Annotated in this window: 17 protein-coding genes; 5 read left to right on the top strand and 12 right to left on the bottom strand. The window is 52.8% G+C overall.

From position 1 onward, the window contains the following. Nucleotides 1–57 precede the first annotated feature (57 nt). On the top strand, nt 58–729 hold the full coding sequence (locus PGRAT_RS03425; RefSeq protein WP_025707128.1) for a DedA family protein: 672 nt from the start codon (nt 58–60) through the stop codon (nt 727–729). 24 nt (nt 730–753) lie between these two features. Here PGRAT_RS03425 and PGRAT_RS03420 read toward each other — a convergent pair whose 3' ends face one another. Beyond that, complete coding sequence (locus PGRAT_RS03420) at nt 754–2,049, bottom strand: MFS transporter (protein WP_081954723.1); 1,296 nt, start codon at nt 2,047–2,049, stop codon at nt 754–756. A 146-nt stretch (nt 2,050–2,195) separates the two neighbouring features. On the opposite strand from PGRAT_RS03420, the gene PGRAT_RS03415 reads away from it, so the two are divergent. Beyond that, nucleotides 2,196–3,146: a helix-turn-helix transcriptional regulator gene (locus tag PGRAT_RS03415; protein ID WP_025709474.1), complete on the top strand. Its 951-nt coding sequence runs from the start codon at nt 2,196–2,198 to the stop codon at nt 3,144–3,146. A 448-nt stretch (nt 3,147–3,594) separates the two neighbouring features. Here PGRAT_RS03415 and PGRAT_RS03410 read toward each other — a convergent pair whose 3' ends face one another. Continuing rightward, nucleotides 3,595–5,127 carry a DHA2 family efflux MFS transporter permease subunit gene (locus PGRAT_RS03410; protein WP_025709476.1) on the bottom strand — a complete coding sequence of 511 codons (1,533 nt, stop codon included), beginning with the start codon at nt 5,125–5,127 and terminating at the stop codon, nt 3,595–3,597. Continuing rightward, nucleotides 5,124–5,579: a MarR family winged helix-turn-helix transcriptional regulator gene (locus PGRAT_RS03405; protein WP_025709478.1), complete on the bottom strand. Its 456-nt coding sequence runs from the start codon at nt 5,577–5,579 to the stop codon at nt 5,124–5,126. The genes PGRAT_RS03410 and PGRAT_RS03405 overlap by 4 nt, the downstream gene beginning before the upstream one ends. A 236-nt stretch (nt 5,580–5,815) precedes the next feature. On the opposite strand from PGRAT_RS03405, the gene PGRAT_RS03400 reads away from it, so the two are divergent. Further along, nucleotides 5,816–6,502, top strand: coding sequence for a hypothetical protein (locus PGRAT_RS03400; protein WP_025709480.1), 687 nt, complete (start codon nt 5,816–5,818; stop codon nt 6,500–6,502). Nucleotides 6,503–6,614: 112 nt separating this feature from the next. On the opposite strand, the gene PGRAT_RS03395 is transcribed toward PGRAT_RS03400, so the two are convergent. Beyond that, on the bottom strand, nt 6,615–10,904 hold the full coding sequence (locus tag PGRAT_RS03395; protein ID WP_047171587.1) for a 2-hydroxyacyl-CoA dehydratase: 4,290 nt from the start codon (nt 10,902–10,904) through the stop codon (nt 6,615–6,617). Between the two features lie 125 nt (nt 10,905–11,029). After that, nucleotides 11,030–11,497, bottom strand: coding sequence for a thioredoxin-dependent thiol peroxidase (gene bcp, locus PGRAT_RS03390; RefSeq protein WP_025707966.1), 468 nt, complete (start codon nt 11,495–11,497; stop codon nt 11,030–11,032). A 102-nt stretch (nt 11,498–11,599) separates the two neighbouring features. Between bcp and PGRAT_RS03385 the strand changes: the two genes are divergently transcribed. Both PGRAT_RS03385 and PGRAT_RS03380 read left to right on the top strand, forming a co-directional pair. Next, complete coding sequence (locus tag PGRAT_RS03385) at nt 11,600–12,652, top strand: LCP family protein (RefSeq protein WP_025707967.1); 1,053 nt, start codon at nt 11,600–11,602, stop codon at nt 12,650–12,652. Nucleotides 12,653–12,674: 22 nt separating this feature from the next. Further along, nucleotides 12,675–13,991 carry a glutamate-1-semialdehyde 2,1-aminomutase gene (locus tag PGRAT_RS03380; protein ID WP_042266035.1) on the top strand — a complete coding sequence of 439 codons (1,317 nt, stop codon included), beginning with the start codon at nt 12,675–12,677 and terminating at the stop codon, nt 13,989–13,991. A gap of 134 nt (nt 13,992–14,125) precedes the next feature. Here PGRAT_RS03380 and PGRAT_RS03375 read toward each other — a convergent pair whose 3' ends face one another. The 7 genes from PGRAT_RS03375 to PGRAT_RS03345 form a co-directional block, all read right to left on the bottom strand. Beyond that, nucleotides 14,126–14,746, bottom strand: a complete 621-nt coding sequence (locus tag PGRAT_RS03375) for a hypothetical protein (protein ID WP_025704252.1) — start codon at nt 14,744–14,746, stop codon at nt 14,126–14,128. A gap of 751 nt (nt 14,747–15,497) precedes the next feature. Next, nucleotides 15,498–16,070, bottom strand: coding sequence for a peptide deformylase (def, locus tag PGRAT_RS03370; RefSeq protein WP_238326756.1), 573 nt, complete (start codon nt 16,068–16,070; stop codon nt 15,498–15,500). Between the two features lie 139 nt (nt 16,071–16,209). Continuing rightward, a complete protein-coding gene (locus tag PGRAT_RS03365; RefSeq protein ID WP_025704254.1) occupies nt 16,210–17,505 on the bottom strand; it encodes a stalk domain-containing protein in 1,296 nt (431 codons plus the stop codon). Between the two features lie 107 nt (nt 17,506–17,612). Next, nucleotides 17,613–17,870, bottom strand: coding sequence for a hypothetical protein (locus PGRAT_RS03360; protein WP_025704255.1), 258 nt, complete (start codon nt 17,868–17,870; stop codon nt 17,613–17,615). 17 nt (nt 17,871–17,887) lie between these two features. Continuing rightward, nucleotides 17,888–18,772 (bottom strand): inositol monophosphatase family protein, encoded by an 885-nt coding sequence (locus PGRAT_RS03355; protein ID WP_025704256.1) that lies wholly within the window; start codon nt 18,770–18,772, stop codon nt 17,888–17,890. A 218-nt stretch (nt 18,773–18,990) separates the two neighbouring features. Further along, on the bottom strand, nt 18,991–19,998 hold the full coding sequence (gene uvsE / locus PGRAT_RS03350) for a UV DNA damage repair endonuclease UvsE (RefSeq protein WP_025704257.1): 1,008 nt from the start codon (nt 19,996–19,998) through the stop codon (nt 18,991–18,993). After that, a complete protein-coding gene (locus tag PGRAT_RS03345) occupies nt 19,995–20,312 on the bottom strand; it encodes a hypothetical protein (protein WP_025704258.1) in 318 nt (105 codons plus the stop codon). Before PGRAT_RS03345 ends, uvsE begins: the two co-directional genes overlap by 4 nt. Between the last annotated feature and the right edge of the window lie 11 nt (nt 20,313–20,323).

Genomic DNA, 20,323 nt, shown 5'->3' with positions numbered 1-20,323 from the left:
TATGAAGACAAGCCCGGAAATAGAATGAGGCATGGTGCCCTTGGAGAGTGAAGACTTATGGAAATGTTGAAATGGATACAGGAATTGTTCGCCAGTTATGGCTATAGTGTACTTTTCTTCGGACTTCTGCTGGAGTTTGTGGCTCTGCCTTTTCCCGGAGAAACCACCATGGCCTTTGCAGGCTTCCTCTCTTATACCGGCCAGCTTGATTTCTTTGTGCTGATCGCTGTGGCTTTTGCCGGAACTACTGTTGGCATGACGGTGACCTATTTTATCGGGCTTAAGGCCGGACTACCTTTTATTCAGCGCTATGGAAAATGGTTTCTGTTCTCTGAGACCAAGCTGGAGAAAACGCAGCACTGGTTCGACCGTTATGGCAGCATTCTCGTTTCCATCGGCTATTTCATCCCGGGGGTGCGCCACTTTACCGGCTACTTTTCGGGCATTACCGCTCTGCCGTTCCGCAAGTTTGCCCTTTATGCATACAGTGGCGCCCTGCTGTGGGTCGTGCTTTTTCTGGGAATCGGAAAAGTATTCGGCCCCCAATGGATGGGCATCTTCCACCTGATAGAGAAAAATGCAATCTGGATTGCCTCCGGCGTCGCAGCCGTTGCAGCACTTATCATCCTGTACCGCTACAGGCACAAGATCGGGTCCCGGCTGCTCCGGCGCAAAACAGGAATGAACCTGGAAAATCAGGTGGTTAAGGTCAAAGAGCCTTCCAAGTGAAATAAGCAGCGTGTTCTTCTTTTGTCACTGGCGGCGCAGCTTTCTTGGCATCTTCTTCCGGTAACGGGGCAGCCATGCCAACACCCCGAGCAGCCATGCCACCCCCGCGAAGCCGGCACCGCCTGCGAATCCCAACGCCCTCGGCTCCACGGCCTCCAGCAGCCAACCAGCGCTCAACATGGACACCCCAATCAGTGATCCGCCCAGCGCTGATAGTATCCCAAAAACAACCGGCTGCTGGGCGGCAGGCGTTTCCCGCATCACCAGCGTATCCAGACAGGCACTCCCAATTCCCCCGCATAACGACAGCAGAATATATAGCACAAAGGCCACCCCGAAATGACTGCTGCCGCTGATGCACATAAGCAGAATACCCTCCATCAGCAGACCGGCAAGCGCAATCCCGAGGAGTCTCCGTTTCAGCAGCCGTCCGGCAAAAAAGCTGAGGCTAAGCCCGATGCCGAGTGCGGCATAGAAAGCTCCGACCCCCACATCCCCCGCATGAAACACCTGTACCGCATACACACTGATCAGTACATTGTCCCATCCATTAATAATTGGCACCAGCAATTCGTAGGCTATAATAATCTGCAGCACCTGACTGCCGCCAATCAGAACCTTAAGGCTCTGCCAGCGGCCAGTCTTTTTCAAATGGCTGCTCTCTATAACCGGTTCTGCCGGAATTGTATCTGCCCGCAGTTCAGTCCCGCTGGGGACGGCTGCCGGAAATGATATGCCCCAGACCAGAAGAGCAGCCAGCAGGAACGAGGCCGCATTTGCTACAAAAGCCATTTCCGGCCCCCACCACAGCGACACCAGTCCGCCTGTAAATGCCCCCAGGATCAGCACACAGCCGGTCATCAGCTGCTCCAGACTGTTGATTTTGTGCAATGAGTCAGGACCGGCCAACAGCGGAATCGATGATTTGCGCACTGGACTGTAAAGGGCTTCCCCGGCCGCCATAATAAAACTCCCGGCATACAGCAGCCAGAGCCTGCCGGCTCCATCTACCAAAAGAAAGGACAGGGCAACCGGCACACGCAGCAAGTCAACAGCCATCATTATGGTTTTGCGCGGCAGCCTGCCGGCAAGCATTCCGCCAAGCGGGGCCATGAACAGAAAAGGGAGCACCCTCATCCCCAGCGAGATCCCTACTGCCATCCCCGATCCGGTCACCTGCAGAATCAGCGCCAGCATAGCGACGCTGCTGAACCGGTCGCCAATGCCGTTAACGAGGCCGGCCGCAAACAATCTGGAATACCCCTTGGATCTCTGCTTCAGCATTTCTGTTGATCTATTATTGGTTATATTTATGTTCACAACTTGTCCCTCACTTTCGAAATTATACAATTATCTAATTAGATGTTATTCTAATATATGATAAATTGCAAGGCTATTTCCTTTGATTCTGTGCGGGAATACAAGGATAATGAACATATGAATACATGCGAAAGAAGGAAGCCTCTGTGAAAATTGACCGTCTGCTCTCCATTGTCATTTTGCTGATGAACCGCCCGCTGATCCAGGCCAAGGAACTGGCTGATATGTTCGAGGTGTCTGTACGCACCATTTACCGGGATATCGACAGTATTAACGGAGCCGGGATTCCCGTCGTCACCTATCAAGGCGCAAATGGCGGCATTGGGCTTATGGAGGGATACCGGCTGGACCGCAATGTCCTTACCGAACGCGAACTGGCCGATATTTTTACCGCCCTGCAGAGTGTATCTTCTTATGGAGGAGGAGAACACAACCTGCTTATGCAAAAAATAAGCAGCGTGATTCCTCCCTCAAAGTCGCATGCCTTCCGCAGCAAAACGACCCAGCTGATCGTCGACTTCTCCCCCTGGGGGCTGCAGGGTCCGCTGGAGGAGCGTCTGGCTCTTCTGAAAGAAGCGCTGGAGGAGAGCACTGTCGTGGCTTTTGATTATGTCAGTGCTGACAGCCAGATCAGCCACCGGATTGTGGAGCCATATACGCTTGTACACAAGGGGGCGGGCTGGTATTTATACGGATTCTGCACGGAGCGCCAGGATTTCCGGCTCTTTAAGCTGCTGCGCATGAAGTCGCTGGTCAAGGGAACCCAGAGCTTCGAACGGCTGGATATTCCCCTGCAGGACCTGCCCTGGACAGAGGGTTGGAAAGAACCGTTGAATACACAGACCGTTGTCCTGCATTTTTCGGCAGAAGGCAGACACCTGGCGGAGGACTACTTTGATTGCGAGGAGCTGGAGGCTGATGGTAACGGCGGGTATACCGTTAGATTGGCTTATGCGGAGAACAACTGGCTGTACGGTTTTTTGCTGAGCTTCGGAACGGTTGTGGAGGTACTGGAGCCTGAACCGGTCCGCCGCAGACTGGCCGGACTGGCAGCAGAAATTGCCGCCAAATATAATGCTGAAGTTATGCCAAAATAGAACAAACGGCTACACTGTCCTTCACTGGACAACATAGCCGTTTTGAATTTAAGTTAGCATTGTCTGGAGGACCTCCATGAACCCGGTGGCAATTCCAAGTGGAAAAAGGATCTTTAATTTGCTCAAGCACCCTTTCCCCAGCAGTTTGAAGTGGAAAAAGGTTAACTAATCCCGCACTTTTAGCCCCTGACAGAGTAATATGGCCCAATTAAGTTTCCTTTTTCCACTTTAATCTCACAATTGTTGATTTTGGGGAGAAAGAAGTACCCTTCTTCCCACGGGTGCCTGCACACCTGCTTCATAGTAAGCGCTAGGTGACTCCTATCCGTAAGAAAAGCGAATCATAATTGCCCAAAGAACATAAAATAAAAAGGACTATCCTGGGAGCCGGAGTACGGCTGACGGATAGTCCTTTTTTCAATATAAATTTATGATGATACAAATGATCTTACGCCTGCTGCGAGTTCACCTTGGACGGCTGCTGCACAGATTCGGTTTCCTCCGTTTGCAGGAAGTCCGGCTGCGGCGAGGTCTTCTTGATGAATAAGGCTAGCACCAGGGCTACAACTGTCACCCAGGTAGCCACGGTAAACGCATGGGTAATCCCGTTGATCGTTGCATCCTGTGTAAGCTTGAGCATAGCCGCCTTGTCGGTCTGGGATACAGATCCGCTCATCACGGCTTCCGTAATGTTGCTCTTTGTCCGGTTGGTCATCAGGCTGACAAAGAGCGCCATGCCCAGTGCCCCTCCTACCGTACGCAGTGTATTCGACATTGCCGTACCGTGTGAAGCCAGGCGCTGCGGCAGCTGGTTCAATCCGGCGGTTACGATTGGCATCATCAGCATGGACATTCCGAACATCCGTGCCGTGTAGGTCAGAATCAGGTGGGTATACGTAGTGGTATGGGTGATCTGGCTGAACTCCCAAGTCGTAACGGTAGTGATAATCAAGCCGATAACGGACAGCCATCTGGCGCCGATTTTGTCAAAAATAATCCCTGTGATCGGAGACATTACGCCCATCAGGATCGCACCCGGCAGCAGCATAAGTCCCGACTCCATCGGTGTAAAGCCACGGATCGTCTGCAGGTAGATCGGCAGCAGAATCATCCCTGAATACAGCGCCATTGTAACAATAATGTTGATTACAGTAGTTAATGAATACATGTTGTACCGGAAAATCCGGAACTCCAGCAGCGGCTTGTCGGTCGTAAGCTCACGCCATACAAACAAAGCCAAAGCTACAACACCCAGAATCAGGCAGGCATATACCGTCGCACTGTTCCAGCCGTCTGTTCCGGCATCACTGAAGCCGTACAGCAATCCGCCAAAACCAAGCGTGGACAGCACCACACCCAATTTATCCAGTCGGGGCGAAGTCAGCTTCCCAACATTCTGCATGGTCTTCATGCCAAGCAGGGTGGAGAAAATGGCCAACGGAAGCACAATGTAGAACAACACGCGCCAGGAGTAGTTCTGAACCACCCAGCCGGACAGCGTTGGTCCTACAGCCGGGGCGAAAATCATGGCGACCGCCATCAGCCCCATCGCTTTACCCCGCTCTTCAATCGGGAAGATCCGCAGGAACACAATGTTCATCAGCGGCATCAGGATCCCTGCGCCGACAGCCTGAATCACTCTGCCGACCATAATCATCTCAAAGCCGGTGCCTATGGCACAGACCAGCGTTCCTATGGAAAATAGCATCATTGCGGTAGTAAATAATTGACGGGTAGTAAACTTCTCCACCAGATAGGCACTGATTGGAATAAGCACCCCGTTCACCAGCATAAATCCTGTTGTCAGCCATTGTGCCGTATTGGCGGCAATCTTGAGGTCTTCCATCATCTTGGGCAGTGCCACATTCATCAGCGTCTGATTCAGCAGCGCCACGAACGCGCCGATCAGGAGGGCCGCAATGATGGGACCTCTGCGTATCGTCTTCGACGGCGCGGCAGCGTTAGCAGTTATTGTGCTCATAGCTTGTTGTTCTCTCTCCCTTGTTCCAAAATTTTAATGATTTCCCGATGCAATCTCAGCAGTTCCCTGGCATCTTCCGCCGGTATATTCGACAAGGGCTCCAGATGGCTTCGTAGCGATTGTTTGCTTTGCTCCCTGATCTCCCGGCCTTTGTCGGTCATGGCCAGCTTAAATATACGTCTGTCGCTCTCCGAGCGTTGTCTGGTTATCAGTCCAGCCTTCACCATCCGGTCGACCACACCGCTGGCGGCGCTGTTTCCCAAGTGCAGCAGATCCGCAAGCTCCGTGATCCCCACATCCGGGTGTGCCTCCAACTTGCGCAAGACCATTAGCTGCGTGGAGGTGATATTGAGCTTTTCTGCATCCTTCCACATAAGCTGCTGGAAATTATGGATAATACAGCGGAATGAAGAAAAGATATCATCCAATTGCTGTTCTCTATCCTCCATCATTCATCGCCTCCACCCAATCAGTAAACCCATTAATACTTCGCATGCGAACTATTTTACTATTTACCTATTTATTCGTCAACCACTTGCTGAAACTTTCAGAAAAAAAACATTATGATACCAGATCAGATTCTTAGTGTGGGCCTCTGCCGCAAAACAGACACGCTTAAAAACCGGCCAGCTTTGGGATTTATTATATAATCTAGAACATAGCCTACAAGCGGAAGCGGTGACCCTTTATGTCTCTTGAAGCACGGAAAATCTGGAATGCCAACCATCAGCAATTGACGGGAATAATTACAAAACCGGAAGAGCATGCTAATGCGGTAGCTCTTATCCTGGAGCTGCATGACTGCCTGTACGCCTCGCGCGGCAACAACCCGGAGCAGACCAATTATGAAGACGATCTGTTAAAAGATCTCCTGGAGCAAACCATGCGCAGTTATCCGGTTCATACGGCTAACAGCAGCAATTCTATCGTGTGGCACATATGGCATAGTGCCCGTATTGAGGATATTACGATGAATATCCTCACAGCGGATCGTGATCAGATTCTCCATTCAGAACATTATGCGGATAAGCTCCATACACCTTTTATTCATTCCGGAAACGGGATGAGCGAACAGGAGCTCGCAGAATTCAGTGCAGCTGTCGACGTGGAAGCCCTGCTGGATTATCGTCAGGCAGTGGCAGCCGGAACACGCTCCATTATCACCGGATTGCAGCCTGGGCAATTCCGTAAGAAGCCCGCCCCTGCGCAGATCAGCAGAATTTCTGAAGAAGGCGCAGTCAAAGAATCAGAACAGTGGCTGATCAATTACTGGGGAAGCAAAACCATTGCCGGCCTCGTACTGATGCCTGCCACAAGGCATAACTTCGTTCATCTGAATAAAGCTATGCGCGTCAAGCTGAAACTGCAAAAATAAACCTATATCCTAAAACACCTGCCTGTCGTCCTTGGAGCACGGGCTTTCAAAATAAAAGAGCGTACCCCGATCACTTAAGGGTACGCTCTTTGAATTTCACTAAAATGCAAGCTTACAGGTCGCTTCTGGCGCTTCCGACCACCACAGGCTTCATTGTACTGCTTTTTTTCATTTTTGCGGCAGGGGGTGGCGTGCTGCTCGCCAGCCCGCTGGCGATGGACATCATCAGCTTAATCCGGTTCGCCTGGTTCACGACACTGACACCGGCATCGTAATCAATGGCGGCAATGTTGGCGCCGGGATACAGATCCTTCAGCCCCTTAATCATTCCCCGTCCGGTAATATGATTCGGCAGACAGGCAAAAGGCTGGATGCAAGCAATATTATTAACCCCGTTATCCAGCAGATCCATCATTTCTGCGGTCAGGAACCAGCCTTCGCCCATTTGATTGCCCACGGAGACCAGGCGGCTTGCCTTCTCGGCCAGTCCGTAAATATTCTCACGGCCTTTGGCCAGACCTGCTTCTTCCAGCGCCGCCTTGACCGGCTTGCGGTAAATTTCCAGGTAGGAAATCAGCATTGGATTAAAGAAGCCCAGCTTTCTGCTCTTGCCGAACTGCTCGGCCTTGTAAATCGGATTGTAGACGCAATAGAATATGAAATCCAGGAAATCCGGCATAACCGCCTCGCCCCCCTCGGCCTCAATCATCTCTATGATGTGGTTGTTGGCGTCGGGATGGAACTTGATCAGGATTTCTCCGACAATCCCCACCTGTGGCTTCACGGTCTTGACCACAGGAAGCTGAACGAATTCGGCGACGATTTCGCGGGTCAGCCGTTTGTATTCCCGGAATGAAAAGGTCGAAAGACTGGACTTGCAGCGGTCCATCCCTTTGCGGAACAAGGCCTGTGCACTTCCCGGAATCACTTCATACGGTCTGAAGCGGTGCAGCAGCCGCATCATCAGGTCGCCGTAGCAGGCGGCTGCAATCAGCCGGTTAGCCAGCCTCAGGCTGATCCGGAAGCCCGGCTGGTTCTCCATTCCGGAGGCATTCAGCGAAATGACCGGAATCTGTCCCAGACCGGAGTCCTTCAGTGCCTTGCGCAAGAGCGAGATATAATTGGTTGCCCGGCAGCCGCCCCCGGTCTGCGACATAATAACAGCAGTCCGGTCCGGATCATAGTCTCCGCTCTTCAGGGCTGACAGCATTTGCCCGATAGTGACAATCGCCGGGTAGCAGGCATCATTGTTCACATACCGCAGACCTTCCTCCGTTTCCTTCGGTCCGGTGCTTTCCAGGATTTTGAGCCGGTATCCGGCGTCCCGGAAGACACGTTCGAACAATTCGAAATGAATCGGAGACATTTGTGGCGCCAGAATGGTGTAGGTCTCTTTCATTTCCTTTGTAAAAGGCACATTGGCCTGTGTTTTATACAGGAGCTGCGGCTTCACATCCCCTTTTTCCCGCTCGCGCATAGCCGCAAGCAGCGACCGCAGACGGATGCGCGCTGCGCCCAAATTGCTGATCTCATCAATCTTGATCAAGGTGTACACCTTGTTGTTGCGCTCCAAAATTTCCTGAACCGCATCACAGGTAATGGCATCAATGCCGCAGCCGAAGGAGGTCAGCTGTACCAGCTCCAGATCATTCCTGCTGGCGGCCAGACGGGCCGCACGGTACATCCGGGCATGGTAGGTCCACTGGTTGACCACGCCCACTTCCCCTTCACTGCGGTCCAGATGGCAGACCGAATCCTCGGTCAGCACGGCCAGACCCATGCCCGTAATCATCTCGGCGATGCCGTGGTTAATCTCGGGATCTGCATGGTAGGGATGGCCGCAGAGCAGAATCCCTTTGGTCCCGCTATGGGTAAGGAACTCCAGCGTTTCTTCGCCTTTGTTCCGCAGATCGGCTTTGGCCCGCTCGGCTTCAGCCAGTCCTGTCTGCACGGCAGCGGCAATCTCTTCCTTCGGGATATCCATGAAGGTCTTCACCAGAACCCGGGTCAGCGCCGGAATATCATCGAAGGTCAGGAACGGGCTCACGAGCGGTATGTTTTTTTCTTTCAACCCATCCATATTGTTGCGGATCACTTCGGGATAAGAGGCCACCACCGGGCAGTTGAAGTGATTCTGCGCGGCGTCGTCTTCCTTCTTCTCGTATACAACGGCCGGATAAAAGATGAAATCAACGCCTTTGCCCAGCAGGCTCTGCACATGGCCATGGGCCATCTTCGCCGGATAGCAGATGGATTCCGAAGGAATGGTGTCCATTCCGCTCTCATAGAGCTTCTTGCTGGACTTCGGAGACAGCACCGTCCGGTAACGCAGTGTGGTGAAAAAGGTATGCCAGAACGGATAGTTCTCGAACATGTTCATGGTCCGCGGAATACCAACGGTCCCCCGCTCCGCCTGCTCCACAGGCAGCCCCTCATAATCAAAAAACCGTTCATATTTGTATTGCATCAGATTCGGCAGGGTATTCTTCTCTTTTTTGCCTCCGGCCCCGCGCTCACAGCGGTTGCCGGTGACATGGAAGCTCTTGTCGGGGAAGCGGCTGATCGTCAGCGCGCAGTTGTTGGCGCATAGTCTGCAGCGGCCCGGCGACACTTCATATTTGAAGGCTTCGAGTTCTTCAGGTCCCAGAAGGGTGCTGAATCCGTCAAGTCCTGCATGCTCTCTGGCAATCAGCGCACAGCCGTAGGCGCCCATCACACCGGCTATATCCGGTCTGACCACAGTTCTTCCGGTCAGCAGCTCAAAAGCGCGAAGCACGGCTTCATTATAAAAGGTGCCCCCTTGTACAATGATGTTGCGCCCCAAATCGTCAGCGTTGCGGATTTTGATGACCTTCTGGAGCGCATTTTTGATGACAGAATACGCAAGCCCTGCTGACAGATCGGCCAGCGTGGCCCCTTCCTTCTGCACCTGCTTCACTTTGGAATTCATGAAGACTGTGCAGCGGGAGCCCAGATTGACCGGCTCAGTGGATTCCAGTGCCGCTGCGGCAAATTCCCCGATGCCGAGCTCCAATGCAGACGCAAAGCTCTCCAGGAAAGAGCCGCAGCCCGCCGAGCAGGCTTCGTTCAGCATGAGGCTGTCGATCGCGCCGCCGCGGATCTTGATGCACTTCATATCCTGTCCGCCGATATCCAGAATGAAATCGACCTCCGGCATGAATTTGGAGGCTGCCTTGTAGTGCGCGACCGTCTCCACTTCGCCGCCGTCTGTACGCAGCGCCGCCTTGACCAGCCCTTCACCATAACCGGTTGCATATGCACCGGCAATATGGCAGCCTTCAGGCAGAATCCGGTAGATCTCCTTCAGGGCATCGCTGACGGACTGCAGAGGATTGCCTTTGTTGCTTCCATAAAAGGTATAGAGGATTTCATCCGCAGCGCCGGTAATCACCAGCTTGGTTGTGGTAGATCCGGCATCGATGCCGAGATAGCAAGGCCCCTGATAGGTATCCAGCTCCGAACGCGGAGCTGCCGCCTGGCTGTGGCGGAGCCGGAACTGCTCCAGATCCTCCGGCGAGGCGAACAACGGCTGCAGTTCGGCATCCTCGGCACGGTCGGCCGAGAAGTCTACGGCATCCAGCCGGGCCATCCAGCCGGACAGCGGCAGCACCAGCGGATCGGTCTGCGACAACGCTGAGCCAATGGCGACAAAATACTGCGAGTGCTCCGGAAACAGCACATCGCTGTCGCTGAGTCCAAGCGTCTCGGCAAACCGCTTCCGCAGCGCGGGCAGAAAGGTCAGCGGCCCGCCAAGGAAAGCTACCCGGCCACGGATCGGGCGGCCGCAGGCCAAGCCGCTGATCGTCTGGTTGACAATGCTTTGAAAAATCGAAGCCGCCACATCTTCCCGGCGTGCGCCTTCGTTCAGCAGCGGCTGGACATCGCTTTTGGCAAAGACGCCGCAGCGCGATGCGATAGGATAGATTCGTTCATGCTGCTCGGCAAGGGCATTCAGGCCCGCCGGGTCGGTCTGCAGCAGGGAAGCCATCTGATCGATGAATGCTCCTGTGCCACCTGCACAGGCCGTGTTCATCCGCTGCTCGATGCCCCCGCTGAGATAGATAATCTTGGCGTCCTCGCCGCCCAGCTCGATAGCGGTATCGCACTGGGGGATCAGCTCGCTGATCGCCTTCGTGCAGGCGATGACCTCCTGCACAAACGGGACCTCGCCAAGCTTTGAGAGGGACAAGCCTGAGGAACCGCTTACAGTCAGAGCTGCCTCGCGATCCGGGAACCTGTCCCGCACATCTGACAGGAGGGAAAGCGCAGCTTTTTTTATATCGCTAAAATGTCTCACATAATCCTGATATACAATCACATCGTGTTCCATAACAACCAATTTGGCTGTAGTTGACCCGACGTCCAGCCCGATACGCAGCATCATCATGCCATTCATCACCATGCCTTGCTCCAAATTTGAAGTAATATGAGGCAACTATATCATGAGAGCGCCTTATGGAGGCTGTTAGAAATGTTACAGACATTTACAATTAGTTACTAGCATACTTATTTATTCATGATTTCTCCCAATAGTGCTTCGACATGGCCCTTGACCCGGACTTTTCTCCATTCTTTGACCAGGATGCCCTGCTCATCAATGAGAAAGGTGGACCGCACAATGCCCATAAATTCTTTGCCGTACAGCTTTTTGAGCTGCCAGACTCCGAATAATCCGCTTACGGAATGCTCCTCATCAGAGAGCAGCGGAAACGGCAGACTGTTCTTCTCGATGAACTTCGCATGGGAAGACAGGCTGTCCGGACTGATTCCCAGCACGACTGCATTGCCCCGGGCAATCGGGTCCGCGGCGTCACGGAATTCACAGGCCTCCTGGGTGCAGGCGGGCGTCATATTTTTGGGATAAAAGTACAGTACGACCTTGCGGCCGCGGTAATCACTTAAGCTGATATCCTGTCCTGTAGAAGCAGGCAGGGTAAAGTCCGGCACTTCTTGTCCGATCTTGATTTCGTTCATTAATTCTTCTCTCCTTCATAATATGGATGAATATTCCGAAATTGCTTGTATACCTAAAAGAAATTATAATGTAGAGAATGTGAATGGGAAAGGAAGAACGAAATGCCACCAAGAAAGAAACGGCACGCAAAAGCCGGCAAGTCAAAAAAGAAACCGCTGCTCTGGACTCTGGCAATTATACTTCTCCTGATTATCGGCGGAATCGTTTATTATTTTGCAGAAATCTATAATCAAATGGATAACCTGCACAAGACCGGTGAAAACTCACCGTTTGCAGCAGTCCCCTCACCTTCAGCCGAAACCGTTCAACCTCCAAAATGGGAAGGCACCGAACCGGTTAATATCCTGCTTATGGGTGTCGATGCGCGCGGGGTGAAGAAGGGTGAAGTGCCTCGCTCGGATACGATGCTGGTCGCCTCACTTGACCCGGTCAAGAAAAAATTCTATGTATTCTCTATATTACGTGATACCTATGTTTCTATCCCTGAGCATGGCAAAGAACGCATCAATACAGCGATAACCCACGGACCCAATACGGCGATGCAGACCGTCAGCGACTTGCTCGGCATCCCGATACAATACTATGTCTATACCGACTTTCAGGGCTTTATTAAGCTGGTGGATGCAGTTGGCGGCGTCGATTACGAGGTCGAGAAGGATATGGTCTATAAGACGAAGGCGGATGGCCCCGAATACGACATTGATCTGAAAAAAGGCTTCCAGCATCTCGACGGCAGCATGGCGCTGCAATATGTGCGGTTCCGTCATGATGCCACCTCCGATTTCACGCGGACGGAACGTCAACGCGGCTTCCTTAAGGCCGTAGCAGACAAGGTCATCAGTACTACTGCCATTATCAAGCTGCCTACGATTCTATCCCAGGTTACGCCTTATATCGATACCAACCTGGACGTAAATGACATGTGGAAGCTGGCTACCGTAGGCTATGACAGCTCGATGGGCGGCAGTGCACAAATTCCGCCGATGAACCTGCTTACCGAAGAAAAAACCAGCGGAGGCTCGGCAGTGCTCGGCATCAGCAGTGAAAACAAGCTGAAGGAATTCGTTCAGGATACCCTGGCTGGTCCTGAGCCGTCTCCATCGCCGGATGCTTCTCCGGGCAGCAGTCCTTCGGCCAGCGCCGGAAGTAAATAAATCACTTAAAGGATGATCAATTATGAACCGTACCACCTCTGAACATTTGTACGAGGAAGCCCTACAGCATATCGTCGGAGGGGTCAACAGTCCCTCCCGCTCCTTCAAAGCCGTTGGCGGCGGTGCTCCTGTCTTCATGAAACGGGCCGGGGGCTCCCGCTTCTGGGACGAAGACGGCAATGAATACATAGATTATCTGGCCGCCTATGGACCGATTATTACCGGCCATGCCCATCCCCATATTACTGCGGCGATTACACAAGCAGCAGAAAACGGGCTGCTGTACGGAACACCCACGCAGCTTGAGATCAAGCTGGCTAAGATGCTGAAGAAAGCCATTCCTTCGATGGATAAGGTGCGCTTCGTCAACTCCGGCACCGAAGCCGTCATGACCACGATCCGAGTAGCACGCGCTTATACCAAACGCAGCAAGATTGTCAAATTCGCCGGCTGTTATCACGGCCATTCCGACCTTGTCCTGGTCGCCGCCGGCTCTGGTCCATCCACCCTTGGCATTCCCGACAGTGCCGGAGTTCCTGCCAGCATCGCCCAGGAGGTCATCACAGTTCCGTTCAATGATCTGGACGCCCTGCGCGAAGCGCTGGACAAATGGGGCGGGGATGTCGCAGCGGTAATGGTAGAGCCCATTGTCGGCAACTTCGGCATGGTTATGCCGCAGCCGGGCTTCCTCGAAGGGCTCTGCAAGCAGGCCCATGACAACGGATCACTGGTCATTTACGACGAGGTCATCACCGCTTTCCGTTTCCATTACGGCTCGGCCCAGACCTATGCGGGTCTCAGCAATCATGAGGACATCATCCCGGACTTGACCGCACTCGGCAAAATCATTGGAGGCGGCCTGCCGATCGGCGCTTACGGCGGCCGTAAGCATGTCATGGAGCAGGTCGCTCCGCTCGGCCCGGCCTACCAGGCCGGTACGATGGCGGGCAATCCCGCCTCCATCTCCGCAGGCATCGCCTGTCTGGAGGTGCTTGCAGCCGAAGGTGTCTATGACGAAATGGAGCGGCTGGCGATCCGCCTGACCGAAGGGCTGCAGGCAGCTGCTGACGGCCATGGCATCCCGCTGACCATCAACCGGATCCGCGGCGCATTCTCTACTCATTTCTGCAATCATCCGGTGACCAATTACGATGAAGCACAGGATACGGACGGCGAGCTGTTCGCCAGCTTCTTCCGCCACATGCTGAACCGGGGCATCAACCTGGCCCCGTCCAAATATGAAGCCTGGTTCCTGACCACGGCGCATACCGATGCCGATATTGACGCTACACTGGAAGCAGCAGAAGCCTCGTTCCAGGCCATGGCGGAGGAGAAATAATCATTCCGCCAGCAGCGCCTGCTGTGCAGCTCCTCTCATTGAGGCTTCTTACACAAGCCTTATCTTTTAAAAATAGACCCACTGCGGGCGGATTCACGCAGTGGGTTATTTTTACGTTAACGCTCAGTATGGGGTCAGTGAAAGTCAATCTGCTTATCCAGGATGACCTCTTCTCTTATGGGACGCATGAACCTGTTGCTGGCAGGTACCAGGGAAAACTCCACGAAACTCAGATCTTCCGGCAGCGGTGGCCAAACCATGAACTGCATTTGAAGCTGCGCTCCGCCACCACGCGCGCCATGTCCATCGACTTCGTAATCCGTATCACCGACAACCGCAAGCATAAGCTCAGCATTGACATTGACATGCCCCGCTGTCTCTTTCAGATACTTAATCTCCAGTGTGACAATACTAAGCTTCTCATGCTGCAGCGCATGGGTCAAAGTATACTCGGCATCATCCTGCAGCGTTGTCTGCATAATAGGCAGAACACCAAGCAGGGCACCGGGCTCTTCCCAGAAATGCCGTCTCGGCCGTGCCTCATTCAGGTTGCTCAGAATGAACGTAATTTCACCGGGTTGAAGCTCAAGCCGGGTTGCCCACTCCTCTATCGTATCCGTATCAGGAAAAAGTCCTTTGCCGCCAGAAACTGCTTTGCGCTGCCGGTACAGCTCTAGAATTTGCTCATCAATCTGTTTCGCTTCATCATTGTACTCATTCTGCATCCCTCGTATCGGCATTCTACCCCAGCCCATTTTCATTCCCTCCTGTCGTTTAGTCTTGCTGCTTCCATTGCTCTTCCTGCGGCCGTAAACCAAAGTTCTTCGAGAACAACCATCAGGATGCCTGTATTTCTGTCCATATGCGCTCCCTTATGCCAGCCCAATCTTTTTTCAATGAAACTCTTAATAATTCTGTAAGTATAACACTATTTTCCATATTAAAGGCGGCTCTGTTCCAAGCATAGAACAAAACGGCTGCGCCGTCCTCCCTGGACAAAGTAGCCGTTTGGGATTTTAGTTTAACAATGCCTGGAGAACCTCCAGAACCCCTGCGGCAACTCCAAGTGGAAAAAGGTTAACTAATTTGCTCCAGGATCTTGTTCTCCGAAGATGAAGTGGAAAAAGGTTAACTGATTCTGCTCATTTCGCCTCTATGGAGGTAACATGGCCTAATTAAGCTTACTTTTTCCACTTAAATCTCACAATTGTTGATTTTGGGAAGAAATAAGTTCCCTTTTTCCAACTAGCGCTTACTTAACGCCTTCTTGGCAAGGACTAGCCGGAAATAGGTTATATAACTCGGCGGGTTTCCCACCTTTTCGGGTAAATTTCCACTTCATTTTCTGTTAACCCACATGCTGATCTCCCTCTTATCTTATGACTCCGCCGGTTACAAGAAAAGGATAATATCTATTTCCTAAACCATTTAAAAACCGCTGTCCCGAAGGACAGCGGCGGCGGACAATGACTTAAGCAGGAATAGCAGACTTTTCTGCTTATCTGCTTATCTGCTTTTCTGCTCATAAAGACTGCGGATCTCCACGCCTTGGGGGAGCTTGAAGGGATTCTCCTCATTGATCCGGTCGTAGAACATGATGCCGTCCAGATGATCGATTTCATGCTGGACTACAATAGCCTGATAGCCCTTGAACTTCATGACAACTTCCTTGCCGGTCATATTATAACCTTTCACTTTCACGGACTCGTATCTCGGCACAAAGCCATGCACCGGGCGGTCGACGGACAGGCAGCCTTCACTCTCCGGCAGATAGATCATGGCCACTGAATGGCTGATCACTTTCGGATTGACCCAGGCATGCTCCACCATGTTGCCTTTGTCATCTCTCAGGTACATTACGAACATCCGTTTCAGCAGTCCGATCTGGTTCGCGGACAACCCTACACCGGAGCGCAGCTTAAATTTCGCAGAAACCTCAGGGTCCTGGCTGTTCTTCAAAAACTGCATCATGCACTGCAGCGCCTCTTGATCCTCGGCCTGCAGGGGCATTTGAACAGGCTCCGCTACAGTGCGCAGCACGGAATCGCCCTCGCGCACAATATCGTCCATGGTAATCATATATTCCGCCTTGAATTTTGTACTAGACAACAACATTCATCCACCTTTATGCCGTACAGGCTGAATTTAATATTTTTTCTTCCGCCGCTTTTCCTTTGTTTCTATATTTTCAAGTTCAATCTGTATAGCTTATGCGCGTCTATGGATTAATGAAAGCCGTCCGCAGCTTGCTGCTATAATTCACATCGAAGCCCAGACCGGTGGCGAGGGCGGCAAGCGGCAAATAGGTTTTATCCTCATTGCCAATCTTTTGCAGAAATGCCGGTGTATCAATGGCTACCGCCGCTCCGTTTACCTTGATGGTTTGGGACCCGATCGTTATCACTACAGTCCTTCCCCCGTACACAATGGCCGCACTCTGGGTTTTATTGTCCCATTTCCCGGTGGCGCCCACGGCATTCAGAATATCCTTTAATGCCAGAAAGTTCTGTCCGTTCTTCAGAACCGGCTTGTTCGGCGTATTCACCTCTACTCCCTTCACCACAATTGACATGGGTGCGGATGCGGCTGTCCACGCGGAAACAGATGGAACCCGGTACTCTCCCCAATACGTTTCGGCGAATACCCGGGCGATGGTTTCATACCCCAGCTGCGTTGGATGAAAATCCGCAGCCCCTGCACTAATAATATGGGTCCGCGACGCTTCTACACCTGCGAATGCCTCCGCCACATGGGCCACCTTCACTGGAGCATCCGGCTGATTCAGGCTGGCCGCCACGTTTTCTGCCGCTTTGGTGAACTGCTGGGCAGCGCTCATCAGCTTTAGATACGAGCTGCTCACCGCAATCTTGGGTGCGGGCTGATATTGATCAGCCAGCATAATCGTAGCCTTCGCATTGACTGCGCGGATATTCTCAAGCGCGACCTTAACATTGCTGCTGTAGCTTGCCAGAAGCTGATCCAGCTGGGCCTTGAATGCCTCTTCCGTCAGGTCCTTGGCCGTGACCAGCAGGCTGCTCACATCATTCCCGCCAATAGTCAGCGTAACCAGGTCGGCCTCGCCAAGCTCAGTCTTGATCTGCGGAGTGAGCGCAGCAAATTGGTTGATCCGCGGATCAGGAAGACCCGCCTGAATCCCATCGGCAGTCGTAACTGCCCCATCTTTGATTGCTGCCGTATAATTCAGCAGACCCGTTGTAGTAAGTCCCAAAATCCCATAGTTGCTAAGAACGCTTCTGCCATGATACCAGCCTTGCTCCAGCAGCCGCTCCGCATATCCGTAGGGCTTCACATTCGGATCAGTCATCCCCGGCTCATAGCCCGCAGTGATGGAATCCCCCAGTGCTACGATGCGAAAAACATCCTGCTCCGAACCTTGTATTGCTGCGGCGGCTTCAGCTGCACTAGCAGAGCCGGCTCCTGCACTGATCAACAATGTGAACAGCAGCAGGCTGCTCGTGCCAGCCGCGTACATTTTTTTCCATGCGCTCAGCATCGTATCCCTCCCAAATTGGTATATTTCCATTCTATCATCCAGTCCGTGTATGCAAAAGAGCGGCTTCCCGTATTCGGAAGCCGCTCCTGGCAGGATTAAAATGATATCTAAGAGTTATCTCCATCCGCAGAACCATGATCTTTCTTTGCCCGTTCCAGATATTTATCATATCTGTCATCCAGCTCATGGCCTATTTTACGGTAGCGCAGCGTTTCTTCCACAATCGGATCAAGTGTGGTCTGAATACGAATTTCATACTTGGGCGAGATTTGGCGGATCTCCTTGGCCGTCCGGTCGGCCTCTTCCATCTCGCCATCCTCCAGCAGCTCGCTCAGCTTGCGCTCCAGATCATCTTTATCACTCATGCTTCTTGCCGCCCTCCTTACTTGTTATATCCCGTTGCTTTAGCTTCGCCAAGCGAGGCCACCAGGAAATCATGGATTCGTCCGTTGCTGGCCACCACATGACGGGTGCCAATATCATAGGGATTGCCCAGCGTATCCGTCACCTTGCCTCCGGACTCCAGTACCAGCAGCACGCCAGCTGCACAGTCCCAAGGACTAAGGCCGACCTCCCAATAACCGTCTACACGTCCCGCTGCCACATAGGCCAGATGCAGAGCGGCAGAGCCGCCTGCACGGACACCACGGATCTGGGGAAGAATCTGCTGCAGTCCGGCCATATTCGCCGGCTGGGCAAAGGTACGGTCAGGAGGGAAGCCCATCGCCACCAGGCTGCTTCCCGGGTCCGCTTCGGCGGACACGGAAGTAGGAATCCCATGCATATAGGCGCCTTTGCCCTTCTCAGCCACGAACATCTCATCACGGATAGGATCATAGATAACGCCCACAGTCAACTCACCCTTGACTACCAAGGCTATGGAGACACAATAAAAAGGAAATCCGTGTACAAAATTGGTCGTTCCATCAATTGGATCAACAATCCATAAATAATCATGCTTCTGTCCTTCTTCCAGAGCGGCTGTCAAAGCATCAGCTCCTGGCTGAACGCTTTCTTCCCCGAGAATCGCATGGTCGGGATAATGGGTCAGGATCAGCCGGCGGATCATCTGCTCCACGCCTTTGTCCACTTCTGTAACCAGATCCTGGGCTGACGTCTTGCTGCCCAGTTCCTTCACATGGCCCTGTCTGTTCTTGATCCATTCCCCCGCTTTAGCAGCGGCATTGATCGCTGCAGCAGTATGACCCTTACTGGTAACAACGTAAGGCTCCCGGTCGTTCCGGTTATCAGAATTTGTAGGATTCATATCTTCACTCCGCTTTCTTGAGCATAATTGTTTCCATATGTAGTGACAAGGTGCACTCTTTGGAATCAGGGCGACACCCACCAATCAGCCACACCAGTTGGCTATCGGAGGGCCGGCCTTGTGTTCGCTCAACCTTCATTCAACGTACCCTATTTAAAGAGACTAATCAAGTCAGAGGTTAGCCCGTTTTCTGCTTCTAGCACCGGGTTATCCGGGGTTTATGGTTCAATATTGACGCTTGCCCCATCTAGTACCGTTATTCCGTTCCCCGCTTCAGCAAGCTCCTTTAGCGCTTCCATCAGACCAAACAGTGCTCCGTCCTTAGCCTTCGCTTCAATCATCGCATCCACGGCCGGAGTATCCGCCGCAATACGCTTAAGAAAAGCCAGCAGCGGCGCAGGCTCCACACCATCAGCATGGCTGCGCGGGTCGGACGGGCTGCGCGGACTCGATACATGAATTTTCGGGGGCAGCATTTCACCGGGGAGCACATCCTTCAGCGCCAGGGAAGTCTGCCAGGTCTTCATAATCTCCGGCCACAGCTCCCAAGGAAGCTCCCCTTCATTATTCACCCACTGATGATGAATATCCAGCACCATAGGGACTCCCAGCCTCCGGCTGACCTCAAGCGTCTCCGGGGCATTGAAGGTCTTGTCGTCGTTCTCCAGTGTCGTCCGCTCCTGCAGCTCCAGCGGCAATTCCGCAAAATGCTCCAAAAAGCGCGCTGCAGCCGCGGGCTTGTCTCCATACGCACCGCCGATATGAATGTTGTTCTTGGCGGTCGCCGGCAAATCCATGGCAGTCAGCATATCCACATGATGCTGCAAATCCCGGACCGAACTGGCCAGCACCTCGGGCCGTGGAGTGCTCAGTACTGTAAAGTGGTCAGGGTGGAAAGAAACCCGCAGTCCATGCTTTTTCACATAGCTGCCTACTTCGGCAAAATCCGCAGCCAATGCGGCAAAGGGATTCCAGTCCTGCAGATCGGGATGCGTCGCCAGCGGAATCAGTTTGGAGGTCAAGCGGTATACCTGGATATCCGAGCCGACATTATGCTTGAGCAGACGCAGCGTATTGTGAAGATTCCCGCGGGCGATGGTCTCCAGCCGCCGAAGCGCGGCTTCCCGGTCATTCAGCTTGTTGAAGCTGGCCATGGTCATGGTCTTGGAGGGCGAGCAGTCCGGGATAACCGTAGACATGGCTACATAGCCAAACCGGACAATCATCCTTCTTCTCCAAAAAACATCTCATAGGCCAGCGCCGTCTGCACCCGTGATTCTTCCTCATTCAGCTTGCGTACCAAATCCATCTCGACAGCTGTCACCTCGTTGCCCTGGAAATTAATTTCCGCGATGGATGCGGAAATTTTGACAATAGCAATCGCCACATTCTCCGGTGTGTAGGCGATGACCTTCTGGCCGGTCGGATACACGCGGAAGCCCTGTTTTACCATTTTGGTACGGCCGTATTCCAGCAGCTCGTACAGCTCCTGATCATTCTTGAACTTGCATACAGAATTGAATTCGGATTGAAATCCCATGGTTCCTCTCT

Origin of the sequence: Paenibacillus graminis, assembly GCF_000758705.1 — a bacterium.
In the GTDB taxonomy this organism is placed as follows: domain Bacteria; phylum Bacillota; class Bacilli; order Paenibacillales; family Paenibacillaceae; genus Paenibacillus_AQ; species Paenibacillus_AQ graminis.
Note: the sequence above shows the minus strand (reverse complement) of the source record. Positions and strands in the feature narration are given on the sequence as shown.